17 protein-coding genes and 1 pseudogene are annotated in these 19777 nt (G+C 32.6%); 13 read left to right on the plus strand and 5 right to left on the minus strand.

Annotated features, from left to right (window positions below; genetic code table 11):
* Positions 1-9 precede the first annotated feature (9 nt).
* The 5 genes from walK (at position 10) to rlmH (ending at position 6079) form a co-directional block, all read left to right on the plus strand.
* Positions 10-1836, plus strand: a complete 1827-nt coding sequence (gene walK / locus EL082_RS00105; RefSeq protein WP_103286095.1) for a cell wall metabolism sensor histidine kinase WalK — start codon at positions 10-12, stop codon at positions 1834-1836.
* Positions 1829-3166, plus strand: coding sequence for a two-component system activity regulator YycH (yycH, locus tag EL082_RS00110; protein WP_103286094.1), 1338 nt, complete (start codon positions 1829-1831; stop codon positions 3164-3166). Before walK ends, yycH begins: the two co-directional genes overlap by 8 nt.
* On the plus strand, positions 3167-3958 hold the full coding sequence (locus EL082_RS00115; RefSeq protein ID WP_103286093.1) for a two-component system regulatory protein YycI: 792 nt from the start codon (positions 3167-3169) through the stop codon (positions 3956-3958).
* 475 nt (positions 3959-4433) lie between these two features.
* On the plus strand, positions 4434-5234 hold the full coding sequence (locus EL082_RS00120; RefSeq protein WP_103286127.1) for an MBL fold metallo-hydrolase: 801 nt from the start codon (positions 4434-4436) through the stop codon (positions 5232-5234).
* 365 nt (positions 5235-5599) lie between these two features.
* Positions 5600-6079, plus strand: a complete 480-nt coding sequence (gene rlmH, locus EL082_RS00125; protein WP_050969469.1) for a 23S rRNA (pseudouridine(1915)-N(3))-methyltransferase RlmH — start codon at positions 5600-5602, stop codon at positions 6077-6079.
* A gap of 325 nt (positions 6080-6404) precedes the next feature.
* Here the strand turns inward: rlmH and EL082_RS00130 are convergent, their stop codons facing one another.
* A complete protein-coding gene (locus EL082_RS00130) occupies positions 6405-6773 on the minus strand; it encodes a hypothetical protein (protein ID WP_103286092.1) in 369 nt (122 codons plus the stop codon).
* A 59-nt stretch (positions 6774-6832) separates the two neighbouring features.
* The gene (locus tag EL082_RS00135; protein WP_103286091.1) at positions 6833-7348 is read right to left on the minus strand and encodes a hypothetical protein; all 516 of its coding nucleotides are present in this window, start codon (positions 7346-7348) and stop codon (positions 6833-6835) included.
* 337 nt (positions 7349-7685) lie between these two features.
* On the opposite strand from EL082_RS00135, the gene EL082_RS00140 reads away from it, so the two are divergent.
* On the plus strand, positions 7686-8546 hold the full coding sequence (locus tag EL082_RS00140; RefSeq protein WP_103286090.1) for a patatin-like phospholipase family protein: 861 nt from the start codon (positions 7686-7688) through the stop codon (positions 8544-8546).
* A 283-nt stretch (positions 8547-8829) separates the two neighbouring features.
* Here EL082_RS00140 and EL082_RS00145 read toward each other — a convergent pair whose 3' ends face one another.
* Positions 8830-9810: a tRNA dihydrouridine synthase gene (locus tag EL082_RS00145; protein ID WP_103286089.1), complete on the minus strand. Its 981-nt coding sequence runs from the start codon at positions 9808-9810 to the stop codon at positions 8830-8832.
* 300 nt (positions 9811-10110) lie between these two features.
* On the opposite strand from EL082_RS00145, the gene EL082_RS00150 reads away from it, so the two are divergent.
* The 3 genes from EL082_RS00150 (at position 10111) to EL082_RS00160 (ending at position 14343) form a co-directional block, all read left to right on the plus strand.
* Positions 10111-13275 (plus strand): DEAD/DEAH box helicase, encoded by a 3165-nt coding sequence (locus tag EL082_RS00150; RefSeq protein ID WP_103286088.1) that lies wholly within the window; start codon positions 10111-10113, stop codon positions 13273-13275.
* A 70-nt stretch (positions 13276-13345) separates the two neighbouring features.
* Positions 13346-13756 (plus strand): phosphate-starvation-inducible protein PsiE, encoded by a 411-nt coding sequence (locus tag EL082_RS00155; protein ID WP_050969463.1) that lies wholly within the window; start codon positions 13346-13348, stop codon positions 13754-13756.
* A 188-nt stretch (positions 13757-13944) separates the two neighbouring features.
* Positions 13945-14343 carry a hypothetical protein gene (locus tag EL082_RS00160; protein ID WP_103286087.1) on the plus strand — a complete coding sequence of 133 codons (399 nt, stop codon included), beginning with the start codon at positions 13945-13947 and terminating at the stop codon, positions 14341-14343.
* 2 nt (positions 14344-14345) lie between these two features.
* Here the strand turns inward: EL082_RS00160 and EL082_RS00165 are convergent, their stop codons facing one another.
* Complete coding sequence (locus tag EL082_RS00165; RefSeq protein WP_103286086.1) at positions 14346-14540, minus strand: hypothetical protein; 195 nt, start codon at positions 14538-14540, stop codon at positions 14346-14348.
* 159 nt (positions 14541-14699) lie between these two features.
* Positions 14700-16037 (minus strand): NtaA/DmoA family FMN-dependent monooxygenase, encoded by a 1338-nt coding sequence (locus tag EL082_RS00170; protein WP_103286085.1) that lies wholly within the window; start codon positions 16035-16037, stop codon positions 14700-14702.
* A gap of 130 nt (positions 16038-16167) precedes the next feature.
* Here EL082_RS00170 and EL082_RS00175 point away from each other — a divergent pair.
* The 4 genes and pseudogenes from EL082_RS00175 (at position 16168) to EL082_RS00190 (ending at position 19540) form a co-directional block, all read left to right on the plus strand.
* Positions 16168-16516, plus strand: a pseudogene (locus tag EL082_RS00175) (winged helix-turn-helix transcriptional regulator).
* Positions 16517-16690: 174 nt separating this feature from the next.
* A complete protein-coding gene (locus EL082_RS00180; protein ID WP_103286084.1) occupies positions 16691-17659 on the plus strand; it encodes an NAD(P)H-dependent flavin oxidoreductase in 969 nt (322 codons plus the stop codon).
* Between the two features lie 320 nt (positions 17660-17979).
* Positions 17980-19029: a PTS sugar transporter subunit IIC gene (locus EL082_RS00185; RefSeq protein ID WP_103286083.1), complete on the plus strand. Its 1050-nt coding sequence runs from the start codon at positions 17980-17982 to the stop codon at positions 19027-19029.
* Positions 19030-19219: 190 nt separating this feature from the next.
* On the plus strand, positions 19220-19540 hold the full coding sequence (locus EL082_RS00190; protein WP_103286082.1) for a hypothetical protein: 321 nt from the start codon (positions 19220-19222) through the stop codon (positions 19538-19540).
* Positions 19541-19777: the final 237 nt, after the last annotated feature.

Here is a 19777-nt window from a genome sequence, read left to right on the forward strand (position 1 = left end):
TTTAGTTGAATGAAGTGGCTAAAACAACTCCAATCCCTTCACACGAAACTGGTCATTGTCTATGTCTTACTGATTATTATTGGTATGCAAATTATTGGTCTATATTTTACTAATAGTTTGGAAAAGGAATTACTCGATAATTTTAAAAAGAACATTACACAATATGCAAAACAATTAGATGTAAGCATTGAAAAAGTATATAACGAAAAAGGTTCGGTCAACGCTCAAAAGGATATACAAAATCTTTTGAGCGAGTATGCCAACCGTCAAGAAATTGGTGAAATCCGCTTTATAGACAAAGACCAAATTATTATGGCAACAACCAAGCAGTCTAACCGCGATTTAATCAATCAAAAAGCCAACGATAGCTCTGTTCAAAAGGCATTATCACTTGGTCAAAGTAACAACCATATGGTGTTAAAAGACTATGGTAATGGTAAGGAACGGGTTTGGGTTTATAACATACCAGTTAAAGTTGATAAACAAACGATAGGTAATATTTACATAGAATCGAAAATCAATGATGTATATAACCAACTTAACAATATTAACCAAATCTTTATCGTAGGTACCGCTATTTCATTATTTATTACTGTGATACTCGGATTCTTCATTGCGCGAACCATTACCAAACCTATTACCGACATGCGTAACCAGACGGTCGAGATGTCTAAAGGTAACTATACGCAGCGTGTTAAGATTTATGGTAATGACGAAATCGGTGAACTCGCACTTGCATTCAATAATTTATCCAAGAGGGTACAAGAAGCACAAGCGAATACTGAAAGTGAGAAACGTCGTTTAGACTCTGTTATCACACATATGAGTGATGGTATCTTAGCGACAGATAGACGTGGACGTGTCCGTATTGCTAACGATATGGCACTTAAAATGCTAGGCATGGCTAAAGAAGACCTTATCGGTTATTACATGCTAAGTGTATTGAATTTAGAAGAAGAATTTTCATTAGATGAAATTCAAGAAAATAATGACAGCTTCTTATTAGATATTAATGAAGAAGAAGGCATCATTGCGCGTGTAAACTTCAGTACGATTGTTCAAGAAACAGGCTTTGTGACAGGTTACATTGCCGTATTACATGATGTAACAGAACAACAACAAGTAGAACGTGAACGTCGTGAATTCGTAGCTAACGTATCACATGAATTACGTACACCATTAACTTCTATGAACAGTTATATTGAGGCACTTGAAGAAGGTGCTTGGAAAGATGATAACTTAGCACCACAATTCTTATCCGTGACACGCGAAGAAACAAAACGTATGATTCGACTTGTTAACGACTTACTTCAATTATCTAAAATGGATAATGAATCAGATCAAATTACCAAAGAAATTGTCGACTTTAATATGTTTATTAATAAGATTATTAACCGACATGAAATGGCTGCTAAAGATACAACATTTGTCCGTGAAATTCCACAACAAACGATTTTCGCTGAAATAGACCCTGATAAGATGACGCAAGTATTTGATAACGTCATTACTAATGCAATGAAATATTCTCGTGGTGATAAACGCGTCGAGTTCCACGTGAAACAAAATGCACTTTACAATAGAATGACAATTCGTATTAAAGATAATGGTATCGGTATCCCTATTAATAAAGTAGATAAAATCTTCGATAGATTCTACCGTGTCGATAAAGCACGTACACGTAAAATGGGCGGTACAGGTCTTGGACTAGCCATCTCAAAAGAAATTGTTGAGGCACATAACGGTCGTATTTGGGCCAATAGTGTGGAAGGCCAAGGTACATCTATCTTCATAACACTACCATGCGAAATCATTGAAGACGGTGATTGGGATGAATAGTAAAGAACACATCAAAACGATTATCCTCGTCTTACTCGTGCTAATGAGTATCGTCTTAACTTATATGGTTTGGAATTTCTCGCCCGACTTATCTAATGCAGATAGTACGCCGGAGAATAAGAGGGACAACACTAAACCCATTAGTAAACCGGGAACGGCTAAAATGGATAGTACCATCACACCGTTTCAAATTATTCATTCTAATGGTGAGAAAACAGAAGGTATGCCCGCAAAAGGACATGCAATTTCAAAAATAATTAGTCCTTTAAAAGATAAAGATATTGTTTCAGTACAACATTTAAAACGAAATCATAATTTAATTATTCCAGAACTGAGTGATAATTTTATCGTTCTTGATTTTACGTATGATCTACCGTTATCAACATATTTAAGCCAAGTTTTAGATATTGATGCTAAGACACCGCGTCATTTTAACTTTAATCGACTACTAATAGATCAAGACCACGAAGGACGCGTCGTATTATATGCAATTAGTAAAGATAGACATCAAGTCGTTAAAATGAAGACATCCGTTAAAGGTCAAGATGTTAATCAGTCATTAACTAGTCTGAAATCAGATATGGAGAAATATACTGAAATCATTACTAATAAAGAAACAATTGATAAAGCCACACACATTTTTGCACCTAAAAAGCCAAAAGATATTAAGACATATCGTATGGTATTCAATATTATTAACGTTGAAAAAATGAATTCCGTATTATTCAATGATTCAACGATTGTCCGTAGTGCACAAAGTGGCGTGACAACTTACAACAATAATACAGGTGTAGCCAATTACAATGATAAGAGTGAGAAATACCATTATAGAAACTTATCAGAAGATGAGAAAAGTTCAACTAATATGGAAGATACTATTGGTGGTACATTCGAATTCCTCAATGGTCATGGAGGCTTCTTAGGCGAAGACTACCGTCTGTTTAGCACAGATAATATGAGTGGTGAATTAACATATCAACGCTTCTTAAATGGTTATCCTACGTTTAACAAACAAGATTTAAATGAGATTCAAGTTACCTGGGGTGAAAAAGGCGTCTTTGGTTATCGACGCTCATTACTAAGAACGGATGTAATCTTGAATAGTGGTGATAAAAAATCACTTGAAAGTGCAGAATCTGTTCGTTCAGGACTTGCTAACAATAGTAATATCGACTTCGAGCGTGTGACTAACATCGCGGTAGGTTATGATATGGATGATCGACCTAACAACGATGATATCGAAGTACAACGCAATAGTGAGTTTACACCTCGTTGGTATGTCGAATATGACGGTAAGTGGTATGCGTATAAAGATGGGGGGCTAGAATAAATGAACTGGAAATTGACTAAGACCTTATTCATTTTCGTATTTATTCTTGTGAACATCTTCCTCGTCGTGATTTATATTGATAAAGTAAATAAATCACAAATTAACGAAGCGGAAAGTAATAATCGCGTAAACTTCCAACAAGAAGAAATTAAAGTCCCTGACGACGTCTTGAACAAAGATGTGAAAGATACGCATATGCAACAAATCACAGCAGAATCTAAAGATTTCTCAAGTTATGCCAAAGAACGTTCAAGCTTGAGCGCATCGGAATCAGGAAAGTTACTTGATGGCGATATCGGTAGTACCGTTAACGTCAGTGATAAAAATCTTAAAGACATTAAGAATTACATGAAAGACAATGTTTATAAAGGTAAATATTACCAATTGAGTAAACTCGGTTCAGATACAATGACTTTTGAGCAAACTTATCAAGGTTATCCAATTATGAATAACAGTAGAGCTAGACTTAGCTTTAATATAGATAACGGTAAAGCAACAAGCTATAAACAGACAATGATGGACAACATTGAAGCGGCTAAAGGATCAAACAGTAGTAAAAACCAAGTCATAGGCCCGAGAAAGGCTATAGAAGCTTTATATTACAACCGTTACCTCAAACGTCATGATGAAGTGATAGACGCACGTTTAGGCTACTATTCAGTCGTTAAAGAAACAAACGTGCAACTACTACAACCTAACTGGGAAATCAAAGTCAAACACAACGGCAAAGACAGCACACAAACCTATTACGTCGAGGCCACAAGCACTAATCCAAAAGTAATAGACAAGTAGGGAGCAAGACTGAATATTAAACTGTCGACAACGTTTTTAACATTGTCGGCAGTTTTTTTATGTATATTTTTAAGTTATGAATAAGATTGTACTTTTTTGAAATATTAAATAGTGAAGATAAAAAATAGAATTATCATTATGCGAGTAGTTTAAAAAACGGAGTATTGGCAGATTAATATAAGAATTGGTATAGTATAATATAAGCTATTTTAAGAACGGGTGGAAGTGGGACAGAAATAACATTTTATTAAAATTGATTTCGTTGTTCCACCACGGCAAGGTTGACTAGAATTGAAAAACTTGAGTTAAGTGAAAATCAATTCAGCCCAACTACTGCCAATACAAAATGATAGCCTGAAACATTTGTTTATGTCTCCGGCTCAAAAAGTTAATTACTAACTAAAAGAATAATAGAAAAATGATACGGAAGGCACTCTTACGTCACTAAGAGGGATGAGTGCTTCAATTAGAAAGGATGAGCCGCTTGATACGCATGAGTGTATTAGCAAGTGGTAGTACTGGTAATGCCACATTTGTTGAAAATGAAAAAGGAAGTATCCTTGTCGATGTAGGCCTAACGGGTAAGAAGATGGAAGAACTCTTTGGCCAAATCGACCGAAATATTAAAGATTTAAACGGGATATTAGTGACTCATGAACATATTGATCATATTAAAGGTCTAGGTGTCTTAGCACGTAAATATAACTTGCCTATATATGCGAATGAAAAGACATGGCAAGCAATTGAGAAGAAAGATAACCGTATTCCAATGGATCAGAAATTTATTTTTAATCCGTATGAAACGCAGTCAATCGCTGGTTTTGATATTGAGTCATTTAACGTCTCTCATGATGCGATAGATCCACAATTTTATATTTTCCATAATGATCATAAGAAATTTACGATTTTAACTGATACAGGTTATGTTTCAGATAGAATGAAAGGTATGATTCGTGGTAGTGATGCCTTTATCTTTGAGAGTAATCATGATGTGGATATGTTACGTATGTGTCGTTACCCTTGGAAGACGAAGCAACGTATTTTAGGAGATATGGGACACGTATCGAATGAAGATGCAGGTTTAGCAATGACTGATGTGATTACCGGTAATACAAAGCGTATATATCTCTCACATTTATCTCAAGATAATAATATGAAAGATTTAGCACGTATGAGTGTAGGACAAGTGCTAAACCAACATGATATAGATACTGAAAAGGAAGTATTACTATGTGATACGGATAAAGCACAAGCGACACCTATTTATACTTTATAATGAAATTTTAGACGGGAGTGAGACGGAAAGTCTCGCTCTTTTTTTATACTATTTCTGTGGACAAGTGGTAGAAGTAAGTCTTAAAAGTCATATTTATAGGGGATAACTTGATAAAAATAATTAAGACTATCGGGAAGTTATCCACTGAATTGTTCATAGTTATCCAGAATTGTGTACAATACACACAGAAATACCCACATTGTACACATACTTATCCACAAAATAACAGGTTGTTCCACAGATTTTGTGCATAAATCATAAAAATTTATAAAAAATATGAGGAGAAACTGATACAATAAGAGGGAATAGTGTGAACAAGTTGATAACTTGTGGATAACTCTAACAAGTACATCTCGGAGGATATTATGAAAATTACAATTCTGTCAGTTGGAAAACTTAAAGAAAAATACTGGAAACAAGCAATCGCAGAATATGAAAAGCGATTAGGTGCATATACCAAAATTGAAATGATAGAAGTGCCAGATGAAAAAGCACCAGAAAACATGAGTGATAAAGAAATTGAACAAGTCAAAGAAAAGGAAGGCCAACGTCTATTAGCTAAAATCAAACCACAAGCAACTGTGATTACCTTAGAAATTGAAGGTAAAATGTTGTCATCAGAAGGCCTCGCTAAAGAACTCAACCAACGCATGACACAAGGCCAAAGCGACTTTGTATTTGTGATAGGCGGATCCAACGGCCTACATCAAGACGTCTTACAACGCAGCAATTACGCCCTATCATTCAGCAAGATGACCTTCCCACACCAAATGATGCGCGTCGTTTTGATAGAACAAGTGTATCGAGCATTCAAGATAATGCGAGGCGAAGCGTATCATAAGTGATGCGGGGTTTTTAATAAACTTTCGGCTTATCAGTGAATTTGTTAAAAAGATAGAAGGCTCTCTAATATTGAGCTCCTTCTATCTTTTTAATCAATGGAAAGTTTATTTAATTTGAGCTGTTTTTGTATAATTTTATCTAGGTGTTGCAATTCTATCTGTAATGTTTCTGTATTTTTTTTACTTTACAGTGTCGAAAGTTTCTATAAATCCGCAAAAATTAAACCAAGATTTATTTCACTCGTAAGTGTTAATGTAAATCTTGGTTTTTTGATTATAATTCAATTTTAGTTTCATAGTCTATAGATGTTTTAGGACCATTCCAAATTTACACCGTTCCATCATCTTTAACTACGATAGTATTAGCTTCTGCATCGGATTTATTATTTGCATTAATTGTCCATTCTGAACCATTGTATTCAGGTTCTTGAAATTTTAATAAATCTGCATTTCCCATTTTATTTATAGCTGCAATAGCATAATCAAAAACGTTATCTCTAGTTACCTTTTGTTGATTCTTTGCAGTTTCGTGGGTTGTAGTTTGCGTTTTTACTTGACTATTACTTGGACTTTCATTTGATTGATTCTCATTATTAGAGTTTTTACTAATACTTCGAGAGTTACTTCCATTATTTTCTTTTTGCTTAGCCTGTAATTTATTTTTTCTATTTCTACTTCTTGATATTTGTTGTAACAAAAAACAACAAGTGATAATATGCCAAAAATTATAAATATCGCAATTGTAGCTAGTGCTTTTTATTTTATTGTTTCTCCAGGTTCAGGAACTTCGCCACGAGCAGCTTTTTTGTACATTTCTTGTTGTTTTTTATATGATTCATCATAGTCATACGTATTATCTACATTATTTTTATTCTTAGTCCACTCTTCAACCATTCTATCTGAAGATGGCTGTAGTTTACCTTCATCAACTAATTTTTGAGCTTCTGGTGTTACTTCACTAGTTGAGATAAATCCATCTCCGTTTGTATCAAATCTAAGCACACCATTAGGATCATTTTTATCCGCACTTTTTTCTTGAACTCCTAGTTGTGCTTTTTCATTTGGTGCTGTAATTGTTTGATTATTAATCTGGTTTTGATTTTCATTTTCTGTAGTTTTGTTTTTATCGATTTTCTTATTCTTCTCATCCTCTAGCTTAGCTTCTTCTTTTTTAAGTTCTAAATCTTTGTAACTCCCATATGCAAATACAATAGCAACGCCCAATATTACAACTAATAAAATAACCCCTAAACTCGCGAAAACTTTCTTCACATAATCATCCCCATTCAATAATTAGTTTAAATTTATATTAATGTATTTTGCCACGCTTTTCTATATAAATTTTTAAAATATATAATCAAAAGACATGTTAATAAAAACAATTGTTTTGCTAGATAAATTTAGGTGTCATTTAATTTTTTTAGATTGAAAATTAGGAGGACACATACAGAATTAAGGCGTGATTTCAATATGATTAATTTGATGAAAACTCAAAAGTTATCATTACAGACTTTTTCGTCATAATAAATGTTCTGAAGTACATTTATATGACTTTGTTTGTTTCACATAGTATAATGGCTTAAATTATATGTAATAAGGGAGTATATGTATGAATAATAAAGAAATTTTCAATCATGCTATTGTATTAGGTGGCGGTGGTTCACTTGCTATCGGTTGGGAATTGGGTTATCTTTCAGCCCTTTCTGAGGATGGTATTAACATTCGACAAGCTGATGTAGTAATTGGAACTTCAGGTGGAGCACAAGCGGCTACTGGTATTACATCTCAAAAATCTTGGGAAGAAATATATAATGAACAGATTGCACCTAAATCTGATGAAACACCACCAAGTAGTAACATGTCGGATATATTTAGTAGATATAAAGAAATTCAAGAAACATCTGATACACCTAAAGAATGGATTGAAAATTATAGTGTTTATGCTTTAGAACATAATAAATTTGATGAATCAGTGCATATTAATCGTCTTAAAAATAGAATTAAGATGAATGAGTGGCCTGAAAATTTAATGATTACTGCTATTAATGTTGATAAGGCAGAAAGAGTAGCACTTACAACTAATTCAAATGTTGATATACATACAGCTATGGCTGCAAGTGGCTCATTACCAGGTGTTTGGCCTACAACTACTATTAACGGTGTTAAACACTTCGATGGTGGTTGTCATTCAATGGAAAATGCGGATCTAGCAAAAGGTGCTAAGAAAGTATTAATCTTAGCGACAAATCTTCCTGTTACGACACCGTATAAACTTAAAGATGCCATTCAAGAGTTAGAGCAAAGTGGTTCAGAAGTTATATTAATTACACCTAGTGATGAAGTACTTGCGAAGTTAAATGAATTAGGTGGCAATACGGTTGATCCATCGATCCGTCCGGACATGTTTGAACTTGGAACAATACAAGGTCATAGTGATGCAAATAGAATTAAAGAATTTTGGAAAAAGTAAGTAGTGAATAAATTGATGACAATATTCTTGGATATATGCAAACAAGCTAATAATAAAGCATATGAAATTTAAAAGGATGCAAATTGTAAAGATAGAATTAAAGATTTTACATTAAACTAGGTTCTGTTTAATTATTTTGATTTGTTATCTTGATTTAGCATCTTTATGGTGACGTTATTATCTTTGTATATATAGAATATTTTAATAGTAAAAATGAGCTTTTATAAATAAAATCCCCTGTTAACCATATAATCAGCAGGGGATTGTTTTATTTTGAAATTAATTATAATTCTTTGCGTTTTTCTCTTTGTGCTTCGAATTCATCTAGTAATTCGCGTGCTTCAGCGATGGATTGTGTGTTCATTAATTGATGACGTAGTTGACTCGCCCCTTTAATGCCACGTACGTAAATTTTAAAGAATCTACGTAAACTTTTGAATTGTCGGTCTTCATCTTTATCATATTTTTGGAATAATGATAGATGTAATCGTAATAGACCTAGTAGTTCTTCGCTTGTATGTTCGCGTGGTTCTTTTTCAAAGGCAAATGGATTGTGGAATATGCCTCTGCCAATCATCACACCATCAATGCCATATTTTTCGGCAAGTTCAAGTCCAGTTTGTCTATCTGGAATATCGCCATTAATTGTTAATAAAGTATTAGGTGCTACCTCATCACGTAATTGTTTAATCGCTTCAATTAATTCCCAATGCGCATCAACTTTACTCATTTCTTTACGTGTACGTAGATGGATCGATAAGTTCGCGATGTCTTGTTCGAAGACATGTTTTAACCAATCACGCCATTCATCTATTTCATAGAAACCAAGACGTGTTTTAACACTTACCGGTAGACCTCCCGCTTTCGTTGCTTGAATAATTTCAGCGGCCACTTCAGGTCTAAGAATAAGGCCAGATCCTTTACCTTTTTGAGCAACATTTGCAACAGGACATCCCATATTTAAATCAATGCCCTTAAATCCCATCTCCGCTAAACCAATACTCATTTCACGGAACTGTTCAGGTTGATCGCCCCAAATATGCGCTACCATAGGCTGCTCATCTTCACTAAACGTTAAGCGACCACGCACACTGTGAATCCCTTCAGGGTGACAAAAGCTTGCAGTATTTGTAAATTCAGTGAAAAACACATCCGGTCTCGCTGCTTCACTTACCACATGACGAAAGACAATATCTGTCACGTCCTCCATAGGTGCCAAAATAAAAAATGGCCGTGGCAATTCACTCCAAAAATTTTCCTTCATAATATATTTAAACCTTCTTCTTTATTAGTATCTCGCATTTTTACGCATAATGATATTACCACAAAGGGGGGAGATATACAAAGTGAAGTTGACTAATTGTAGAGTGTGAAAGGGGTGTATGATTTAATGATTGTACAAAAACCCCCTTCAAAAATGTTCGTTGTAGCAACTACTTTTATATACCATGAAAGATAGGCTCAGGTAAAACTGTTGATAATAATTTTGAAAGTCTATTAGTATATTTAATTTATTTGTTAAAATAGCGATAAGTATAAATTAAATATTTAAGGATGGGGTCATATGAAATATTTAGTTAAAGATACATTATCTTCATGGTTATTAATCGAATCTTTAAGTCCGGGAAAGGTAGATTATTCGACAGAAGATACATTATCTGAAGAACATTTTAAGAATGGTAATAAGCAAACTCAGTTACAAACTTTCAATGAATATTTTGATATTTGGAATGAAGAACGTTTTGTTATATCAGATGAAAAGAGAAAAAGTGGGGAAATAATCTTTAAGTTCTATAGAAACTGTTTTCGTTATAACGAAATTAATTTAAAGATTCAAGATATCTTTAATAGCCATTCTGAAATATATAACCCTAACTCAACACATTGTTATGGTTATACATTTAATACTGATGAGAATGGCTATGTTTTGATGGATAGTATACACATTCCAATGATTATGAGTGCTTTAAAGGAAATTGAAAAAGATAAAAATGCTGATATTGAAAAAAAGTTTGAGGATTCAGTAGAAAAATTTAAGCAAAAGGTAAATGAGATTTTAGCCGATGAACCTATCAATGAACGAAAACTTAATCAAATAGATAAAGTATATGATAAGTATTTTTCAGTTTTACATAGTGACAATAGTGGCTTGTTTCCTAATTATGTTGCAATTGAATTTATTGGAAAAGATGAATTACCAAAACCAGAATTTAACAGTTTCTTTATAACAGATATAGAAATGGCTAGAAAATCTCCTAATCAAACGTTAATTAAATATATAGAAGGCATAGGTGAGCAACAACGGGTAGAAATTGATGAAAATAAAGAAGAAATTGAGAAATTTCTACATCCATCAAATCTTCCTGACGGACGTTGGCCTTCCCAAACTGAACATAGACTTTCACTAATGCAACAAGTTGCAGTTAATCAAATAACAAGTTGCAGTCAACAAATTAATTCAGTTAATGGCCCTCCTGGGACTGGGAAGACTACACTATTAAAAGATATTTTTGCACATTTTGTAGTTGAACGTGGTAAAGAATTAGCTCAATTAAGCCACCCTAAACAAGCATTTAAACCAACTAAAATACATGAAACTGATGAGAAACCGGTATATTTACTTAAAGATTCGATTGCTCGACATAAAATGGTTGTTGCTTCAAGTAATAACGGAGCTGTTGAAAATATTTCTAAAGATTTACCTAAAATAGATGAAATAATTAGAAACCCAAAAGAATGTGCGTTTCCGGAGTATGAAACAGATTATGCAGAATTAATAGAAGAATTACAGGATTTTGCTAGTATAGCGAATGATTTGATTGGTGAAGATGCGTGGGGATTATTCTCTGGTGTATTTGGAAAAAATGAAAATATTAATAAAGTATTAAACCACTTGTTAAAAAATGATCAAGATAATGTGGGACTTGCTAAGTTACTTCAAAATGAAAATAATCAATTAAGTAATGAAGATATCAAGAAAGAATGGAAATATCATAAGAAAGCATTTTTAGATGAATTAGAGAATGTAAAAAAATTAAAAGAGAAGTCTATTGAAGCATATAAGGTATACAAAAAATATGAAAAAGCTTTAACTGAAAATCAAAATTTAAAAGTAAGAGAACAAAAATCAAGTGAAAAATTAGAGAAAATAGAAGATGAATTAGAGGAATATAAAGAAGAAATTAATCAGTTAAATAAACAAATGAACGATAAAGATAAACAGATTGATATAATAAATGAATATTTGCATACATCTGGACAACATAGCTTAATGAATAAGATAAAGTCAATGTTTAGTTCCGAAACTGATGAAAAGTACCAAAAATATTTAGAAGAGAAAAAGCAAATTTTAGAGCGAAAAATTGAATTAGAAAAATATAAACAAGATAAAGAAAATGATATTGCTAACAAATCTAAAGAAAAGGATTATTTAAATAACGAATTAGCAAAAGTTTATAAACAACAAAAAAGTTATAATGAAGTTGTTCAAAGATATAATGAATTCTGTACTCAGACTAGTATTGATATGCCGACAAAAGATTTTTGGAATAATGGGAAAAAAATTTATGCTAAGAGACAGATGTCAAATTTATGGACAAGTGATGAATTACAGTATAGAAGAGCTATGCTTTTCGTAAGATCAATGATATTGCACAAGTTATTGTTGATTGCCAATTCTACGACCATATTTGCAAATTTAAATAACTTTAAAAATCGACGTAAATTAATAGATGCCAAGCCTGAAGTAGTATGTAACGCATGGAATGTAATACATTTAATATTCCCAATTGTTAGTACTACGTTCGCAAGTTTTAAGTCTATGTATCAAGGCATTCCAAAAGATTTTATTGATTACTTGTTTATTGATGAAGCAGGTCAAGCCGTTCCACAATCAGCGGTTGGAGCATTGTACCGTTCCAAAAACGTAGTGGCTGTTGGAGATCCAATACAAATCGAACCAGTAGTAACATTAGAAAGTCATCTTATTGATAACATTAGAAAAAGTTATAACATTCCAGAACGATTATTATCTAAAGTGTCTTCCGTTCAATCTGTAGCCGATTATGCTAATCAATACGGATTTTGGAAAGAAGATACTTCAGAAGAACAACAAAAAACATGGATAGGTATTCCTTTGTGGGTACATAGACGTTGTTTAAATCCAATGTTTACAATTGCAAATCAGATTGCTTATACTAACAAAATGGTATTACCAGAATACATGCAAAAGCCAGGTAAAGCAGGATGGTATCATGTTACTGGAAAAAGTATTAATAAACAATATGTAAAAGAGCAGGGTATTAAAGTAGTTGAATTACTAATTAATGACTGGAAAGAGGCGCTAAACAATAATGAAAATGAACCGAGTTCATTTGTAATATCGCCGTTTTCAGCTGTTCAACAACGAGTAAAAGCTTTAGCTAAGAAAGAATTACCTAAATGCTTAAATATAGAAAAAAGTAAAATTAATAAATGGATAGATAAGTCAATCGGAACTGTTCATACATTTCAAGGTAAAGAAGCACAGAAAGTATATTTTGTAGTAGGTACAGATAATACACAAGATGGGGCAGTAAATTGGTCATGCGAAAAACCTAATTTGCTTAACGTGGCGGTCACAAGAGCTAAAAAGGAATTCTACGTTATAGGAGACTTAAATAGAATCCACCTCAAAACATATTATGAAATTATTTATAAAGAATTGAATGATATATATGAAGTTCACTAGTTATGCTAAAATGAATTGAATAATCTATTTACTATAAGTTAAATAGTGAAGGGTTCATTAAGGAGAAAAGATGAAGAAATTTACGCCTGAAAAGATAAGTGAACAGTTTTCGAAATTGTTGTTATTAGCGGTTAATATTTGTATTGGTCTCATTGCGGTAACACTTGTTATATTTTTATTTACCGAATGTTTTGGTTTCTTTCAAAACTTATTTTTACAAGATAAAGACTTGAAATATAGCCAAGTTATTGAAGATTTATTGGTATCGTTCATGTATATTGAGTTTATTCTACTCATTATTCAATATTTCAAACACAATTATCATTTTTCGTTACAGTACTTTATTTATATCGGTATTACAGCGATTGTCAGAATTATTATAGTAGAACATAGCGATGCTACTGAGACAATCTTGTTAGTCGCTAGTATATTTATACTAACGATTTCACTGTACTGTTTACGAAAATTTACGATTGATTAAAATCAAATATTAAATTTTAAGAGGGAAGCATGTGTGAACGCACTGTTCCCTTTTTTATTTAAGGAACTAAGCGATATACGATACTTTTAAGATGAAAGATGTATATTATTTATTTTATTGTTACACTATTATTGAAATGAAATTATTTCAATTGTAATTATATAATAATTGATTAAAGGAGTTTTATCATGAACAAAATAGACTTAAAAACTACGATAAAATCACTTTATAATGACATCTTAATTGATTTGAATTTGAATAAAATAAATAACTATTTTGCGCCCACATACGTACAAACGACAGATCATGTTTCCACTAATTTTGATGAGTTTAAAGCACATCTTAAAAAGTTAAAAGAAGTTGTTTCAAGTTTGAAAATCAGTCATTTTAAAACGATGATCATTGATGAAGATCAAAATGCAGTGTTTCTACGTTATGACGTAGAAGTAGAGAAAAAGAACGGAAACCAAGGCATCATAGAAGTGTATGCAGAGTTTACATTTAACGATGAAGGAAAAGTTATGACATGTAACGAATTAACATTACCATATCATGAAGCGCTTAAAGGCATAGGTAGTATTAAATAAACTTAATTATCATCGTCATTTTGTTTGTCTTTCGTACTTGGAACTAAACAATATAGTGTCAGTAATATTGTAAAAGCATAGCCGAAATATTGTCTGCCGCTATAGGGCATATCAGTGAACCCTATAATTATAAGTACGGTACTTAAATCTATAGCCATAAGTGTAAGATATATACGCTTTCTTGTTTTTCGTTTCATATGCATCTTCCTTTTGTTTAAGGATAAAAATCATATCCTTAACGAATAATTACTATAACACCAAATATGATAAATAAAGAACATAATACAGGCTGGGACATCGAAATAAATTTTAATAAAATATTATTTCTGTCCCACTTCCTTTATATCTAATCAATTTTAACGATTTAATCCGTATTCATAAGAGACATCAAGTTCATCTCGTAAAGTTTCTCCTTCATAGTCTAAATGGAAAAGCCCTCTTTCTTGTAAAATAGGAATAACCTTATCAACAAAGTCTTCTACACCATCATGAGTGCTATCTGGAACAATAGAAAATCCATCGGCAGCATCAGATAGATACCAGTCCTCTAGAAAATCTGCGATCATTTCTGGAGTACCAACAACTACAGGGTGATAATTGATCACACCATGTGCCAAGACATCTTTAATTGATAGTCCACTTTGTAACAATTCAAGTGCTCTATTTGAACGTGGATCCATTAAGGAAGGTCGAGCTTGACTGAGCAATGTTTCAGGTAATGGCTGATTGATATCTATAGTATTAATATTAAAAGATAACCCAACCATTTGTCCCAAATAAGCTACATGTTGTTCAGTTTCTTTAGGTGCAAAATCAAGTAGCATTCGTCTTCTATTTAGTGCCTCTTCTTTGGTCTTACCAATTGAAAACATAAATCCAGCGAACATTTTAATATCATTTGGATTACGACCATGTGCTTCTGCACTTTCCCGTAATAATGTTCGTTGTAAAAGAGCTTCTTCTTTAGTAAATGGATTTGCGTATACACCTGATGCAAATCTACCCGCAAGTTCAATACCTTTTTCACCACCACCTGCTTGGAATATAGGAGGTTGATATTGAGGGGATGGAGGTATGGGTAGAGGACCTCTTGTTTGATAATATTGTCCATTATAATTTGCAAGATTTACTTCATTAGTATCTATAAACTGACCAGAAGTAGCATCAAGTTTATAAGCGTCTTTACCAAAGCTTCCCCATAGTGATTGAACAGCACTAATATGTTCATGCGCCATATCATATCTGACATTTCGACTTGGTAAATGTTGACCGAAATTTAATGCAGTAGTGGGGTTAGATGTGGTAACCGCATTCCAACCTGCTCGACCATTGCTCATGATATCTAATGTTTTTAAATGACGTGCTAAATTGTATGGTTCATTAAAAGTAGTCGAGTAAGTAGCTACTAACCCAATGTGTTTCGTTTCTCTAGCGACAGCTGTTAAAAGTAAAAGTGGATCTAATGAATGCATAGGAGAATTTATGCTTATATCATTTGTAAGAGATGGTGTATCTGCTATGAATAAAGAATGTATCTTACCTCTCTCAGCAATTTTGGCTTTTTCAACATAATTATCTATATTCGTATAAGCATCCACAACGGCACCTGGCATACGCCATGATTTAAATTCTCCACCGTATCCTGAGACCATTTGCAGTACGATTTTCATTTTTCTATCTCTTGCATTTTTCATATAGACACGCTCCTTTTTGAGGTTTAGTTAATATGTTAATGAGTATATGTATGATAATATGTTTTGAAAAGAAGGCAATTTTAAAATACTAGGTATATTATTTCGTACCTTTGTAAAAGGATAAGATATAATGGCTAAAATATGTAAATATGGATTTGATGAATCCTTTATAAAAAATAAAAGCGACCTTTATCATTTAGGCTTTTCACAAAATTTACTTGAAGGTCGATGGAAACATTTTATGGTATTTATCAGATGAACCTCAACGATATAGTGATATTAAACGATTTTTATCAGGTATTTCTCAAGGGTCATTAACGAAACAGTTGCGCGAACTTGAATATGATGGACTTGTTCATAGAGAGGTCTATCCGGAAGTTCCTCCCAAAGTGGAATATTCACTTACTGAAATGGGTAAAGATATCATTCCAATTATTGAGTTGATGAAAGAATATGGTGCTAAATATGGCAATGATTAATTTAGATCATACAAATTTGTGTGATAGATAATAAAATGACGCGTTATTAAAACATTCGATAAGCTACAAAAGTACAATTTTTAGTACTAAGGCAATATTTATTTCCTACTTCTCTAACTTTTTTAGATGTATTAATATAATTTAAATCAAATCAAGTTAGAAAGGGCTATAAATATGCAAAATAGAGTAACTAGTATTTTGAATATAGAAAAACCGCTACTCCAAGGCGCGATGAATTCATTAACTAATCCAGAATTTATAAGTGCAGTAAGTGAAGCGGGAGGATTAGGTATTTTAGGACCTAATTCTGGTGAAGCGAGAAACACGCAATCAGCTATTGAAACGACTGAACGTATCCGAAAAGAAATTAAAAAGATAAAAGCATTAACAGATAAACCATTTGCATCAACCATTATGGTAAATGAAAATCTAACATTTACGGATTATATTATTGATATGCTGATAGAGGAGCAAATTCATGCAGTGTTAATTAACGGCCTATTGGATGAGAATATATTTAATAAATTAAAAGCCAATGATATTAAAATTATATTTCGACCTAATACGCCGACAACTGAAAATGCAATTGCAGCTGAAAAATTAGGAGCTGATGTTTTTGTGGCAACTGGTTTTGATGAAGGAGGGTCTGTACCAGAAAATATCATTGGTACTTTTTCAATAGTGCCAATGATTGTCGATGTGATTAATATCCCTGTAATTGCTGCAGGCGGTGTGAGTGACGTGAGAGGTGTTAGAGCAGCATTTAGTTTAGGAGCTGAAGGTGTATATGTAGGTAGTGCGTTGATTCCTACTGTAGAAAATCCAGCTGCTGAAAATGTGAAACAGTATATTGTAGATTCAGAGGCAGAAGACTTAATATTGTTTAGAAATCTGCCAGCCTATTATCGCTCACTTCCAGGTAAATTAGCACGAGAACTTAAAGAAATGGACAAAAATGGAGCGACTAACGAAGCACTGGCAAAACATATGGGTGCAGGTAAAAATATGAGGTTAGGCATGGTTGAAGGAGATACAGAGAATGGATATGTATCAGTAGGAACTGGCATAAGTTCTATTAAATCTATTCGAAGCGTTAAGGAAGTCATTGATGATATGATGCAGGATTTCAATTCAAACACCTAATCCAATTTAGTAGTTGAAAAATTTATTTAACATATTCGAAGAGCGTTGATACTCAACATATATTTTTTACTTATAGTCTATGTAATAGGTGCTTTCATATTGTAGTATGGGGCTTTTTAACAACATACATTATATAGCTCAAACAATCATATCAAATAACTGTTGCTATTCTAAAAAATCATGGTATTATAATCATAACTTAAAACACTTTCGTATAAATTCATACGTTTCTGTATGAGTTCGACGAGAGTGTTTTTTTATTAAAAGGTTCGTTGTCACGTACTTTAAAATAAAGAAAGAAACTATGAGGTATTTGAATTATGGGCGAAAAACAATGGATTACACCCAGATCATTTTTATTTAATATATTAAATGGATTAGCGATAGCAATCGTTGTAGGTATGCTTCCTAACGCGATTTTAGGAGATTTGAGTAAATACTTAAGTCAGTATAATGAGATATTTTCAAAAATAGCAGTTGTAGTTCAAGGCATTCAATATACGATTCCAATTTTAACGGGTGTCTTAATTGCGATACAGTTTAATTTAACACAATTACAAACAGCTGTGGTTGGTGCAGCAACATTTGTCGGTTCTGGCGCAACGACAATTACAAATCACCAATGGGTCATTACAGGTATCGGAGATTTAATTAATACCATGATTACCGGAGCGATTGCAGTAGGTATTATTTTAATCATCGGAGATCGTGCAGGCAGTTTAAATATGATTATCTTACCCATCGTTGCCGGTGGTATTCCTGGTCTCTTAGGATTATTATTACTGCCTTATACCAAATTGATAACAGTGGGCATAGGAAGTGTTGTTAATAGTTTAACGAATACACAACCTATCATTATGACAATTCTAATTGCAGTGATATTCTCTATTCTTATTGTGTCACCGATATCTGCGATTGGTATTGGTATTGCCATTGGTATTTCAGGGCTCGCAGCAGGTTCAGCCGCTGTAGGTGTCTCTGCCAGTGCTATTATGCTAGCACTAGGGGCATGGCGTGTTAACAAAGTAGGTGTTCCGATTTCAGTGTTACTCGGTGCCGTTAAATTAATGATGCCTAATACCATTCGACATCCTATTATATTTTTACCAATTACATGTACCGCTGCAGTATCAGGACTCATAGGCGGGTTGCTTAATATTAAAGGTACACCTGATTCGGCTGGGTTTGGTTTAATCGGATTAGTAGGCCCAATTAAGTCATTAAACTTATTAGGTACTAGTATGGGTAGTGGCTTGCTACTGATTGCGATAACTTATGTCATCGTACCAATCATATCAGCTATCTTTTTCAATTATCTATTTGTGAAAATATTGAAACTCTATAAACCAGATGTATTTATTTTTAAATAACTTTATATAAACCAAAGGCAATTTCTATGAATGAGATAGAAGTTGCCTTTTTTCTATATAAAATGACTATTTCAAATATATTTTAGGATATAGTTTTATTAAGAAACAAATAATCATAAATAGTTTAAAATTTCAGTCTGATCAGAATATTATTAAGCATAGTTAATAAATTAATGATAGGAGAGATAGGATGGAAATTAATTTAGAGCACCCAGTGTATAAAGTTCAAGTTTCAATGAAATTACTTACATCTCAAGGCGTTCCCGGGACACTATATTTACTAAAAGACGTGATTTATTTTGAAGCAGATGGATTACTGAAAGGTTCAGAGATTAAAAACGAATTTCACTTTAATGAAATAAAGAGTTTGAAATTTGGTTTATCATTTAGTCCGTATAGAATAGTAATAACCGAAAACAATAATGAAAATTGGATATTTGATTACGTGTCACGTAAAGAAGGTAAAAAATTTGTAGAATTATATGAGGCTATCCAAGAAAGTAACGCATAGATAACGTGCAATAGTAAAAATGCCAATTCACCTTTAATGATAGGTGGATTGGCATTTGTTTTATATTATGACTTTCTACAACTCACACTATTGAACAGTCACTTTTTAATTTCTTTCAACATCGTTTTTATAACATATAGCAAAAGGTTTATATATCAACATGTGAACCTTTTTAATTTGTAAATAAAAAAGTTTGAATTATAAGAAATATTTATACATAACTTTAAAAAATATGTA

The sequence above is a fragment of the Staphylococcus warneri genome (assembly GCF_900636385.1).
GTDB classification, from domain to species: domain Bacteria; phylum Bacillota; class Bacilli; order Staphylococcales; family Staphylococcaceae; genus Staphylococcus; species Staphylococcus warneri.

Excerpts from the sequence above, each read along its gene's own strand:
- EL082_RS00140 (WP_103286090.1), top strand. The coding sequence starts at position 7,686 with ATGAATAATAAAGAAATTTTCAATCATGCTATTGTATTAGGTGGCGGT.
- EL082_RS00160 (WP_103286087.1), top strand. The coding sequence starts at position 13,945 with ATGAACAAAATAGACTTAAAAACTACGATAAAATCACTTTATAATGAC.
- walK (WP_103286095.1), top strand. The coding sequence starts at position 10 with ATGAAGTGGCTAAAACAACTCCAATCCCTTCACACGAAACTGGTCATT.
- EL082_RS00185 (WP_103286083.1), top strand. The coding sequence starts at position 17,980 with ATGGGCGAAAAACAATGGATTACACCCAGATCATTTTTATTTAATATA.
- EL082_RS00120 (WP_103286127.1), top strand. The coding sequence starts at position 4,434 with ATGAGCCGCTTGATACGCATGAGTGTATTAGCAAGTGGTAGTACTGGT.
- yycH (WP_103286094.1), top strand. The coding sequence starts at position 1,829 with ATGAATAGTAAAGAACACATCAAAACGATTATCCTCGTCTTACTCGTG.
- rlmH (WP_050969469.1), top strand. The coding sequence starts at position 5,600 with ATGAAAATTACAATTCTGTCAGTTGGAAAACTTAAAGAAAAATACTGG.
- EL082_RS00165 (WP_103286086.1), bottom strand. The coding sequence starts at position 14,540 with ATGAAACGAAAAACAAGAAAGCGTATATATCTTACACTTATGGCTATA.
- EL082_RS00115 (WP_103286093.1), top strand. The coding sequence starts at position 3,167 with ATGAACTGGAAATTGACTAAGACCTTATTCATTTTCGTATTTATTCTT.
- EL082_RS00150 (WP_103286088.1), top strand. The coding sequence starts at position 10,111 with ATGAAATATTTAGTTAAAGATACATTATCTTCATGGTTATTAATCGAA.
- EL082_RS00170 (WP_103286085.1), bottom strand. The coding sequence starts at position 16,037 with ATGAAAAATGCAAGAGATAGAAAAATGAAAATCGTACTGCAAATGGTC.
- EL082_RS00155 (WP_050969463.1), top strand. The coding sequence starts at position 13,346 with ATGAAGAAATTTACGCCTGAAAAGATAAGTGAACAGTTTTCGAAATTG.
- EL082_RS00180 (WP_103286084.1), top strand. The coding sequence starts at position 16,691 with ATGCAAAATAGAGTAACTAGTATTTTGAATATAGAAAAACCGCTACTC.
- EL082_RS00190 (WP_103286082.1), top strand. The coding sequence starts at position 19,220 with ATGGAAATTAATTTAGAGCACCCAGTGTATAAAGTTCAAGTTTCAATG.
- EL082_RS00145 (WP_103286089.1), bottom strand. The coding sequence starts at position 9,810 with ATGAAGGAAAATTTTTGGAGTGAATTGCCACGGCCATTTTTTATTTTG.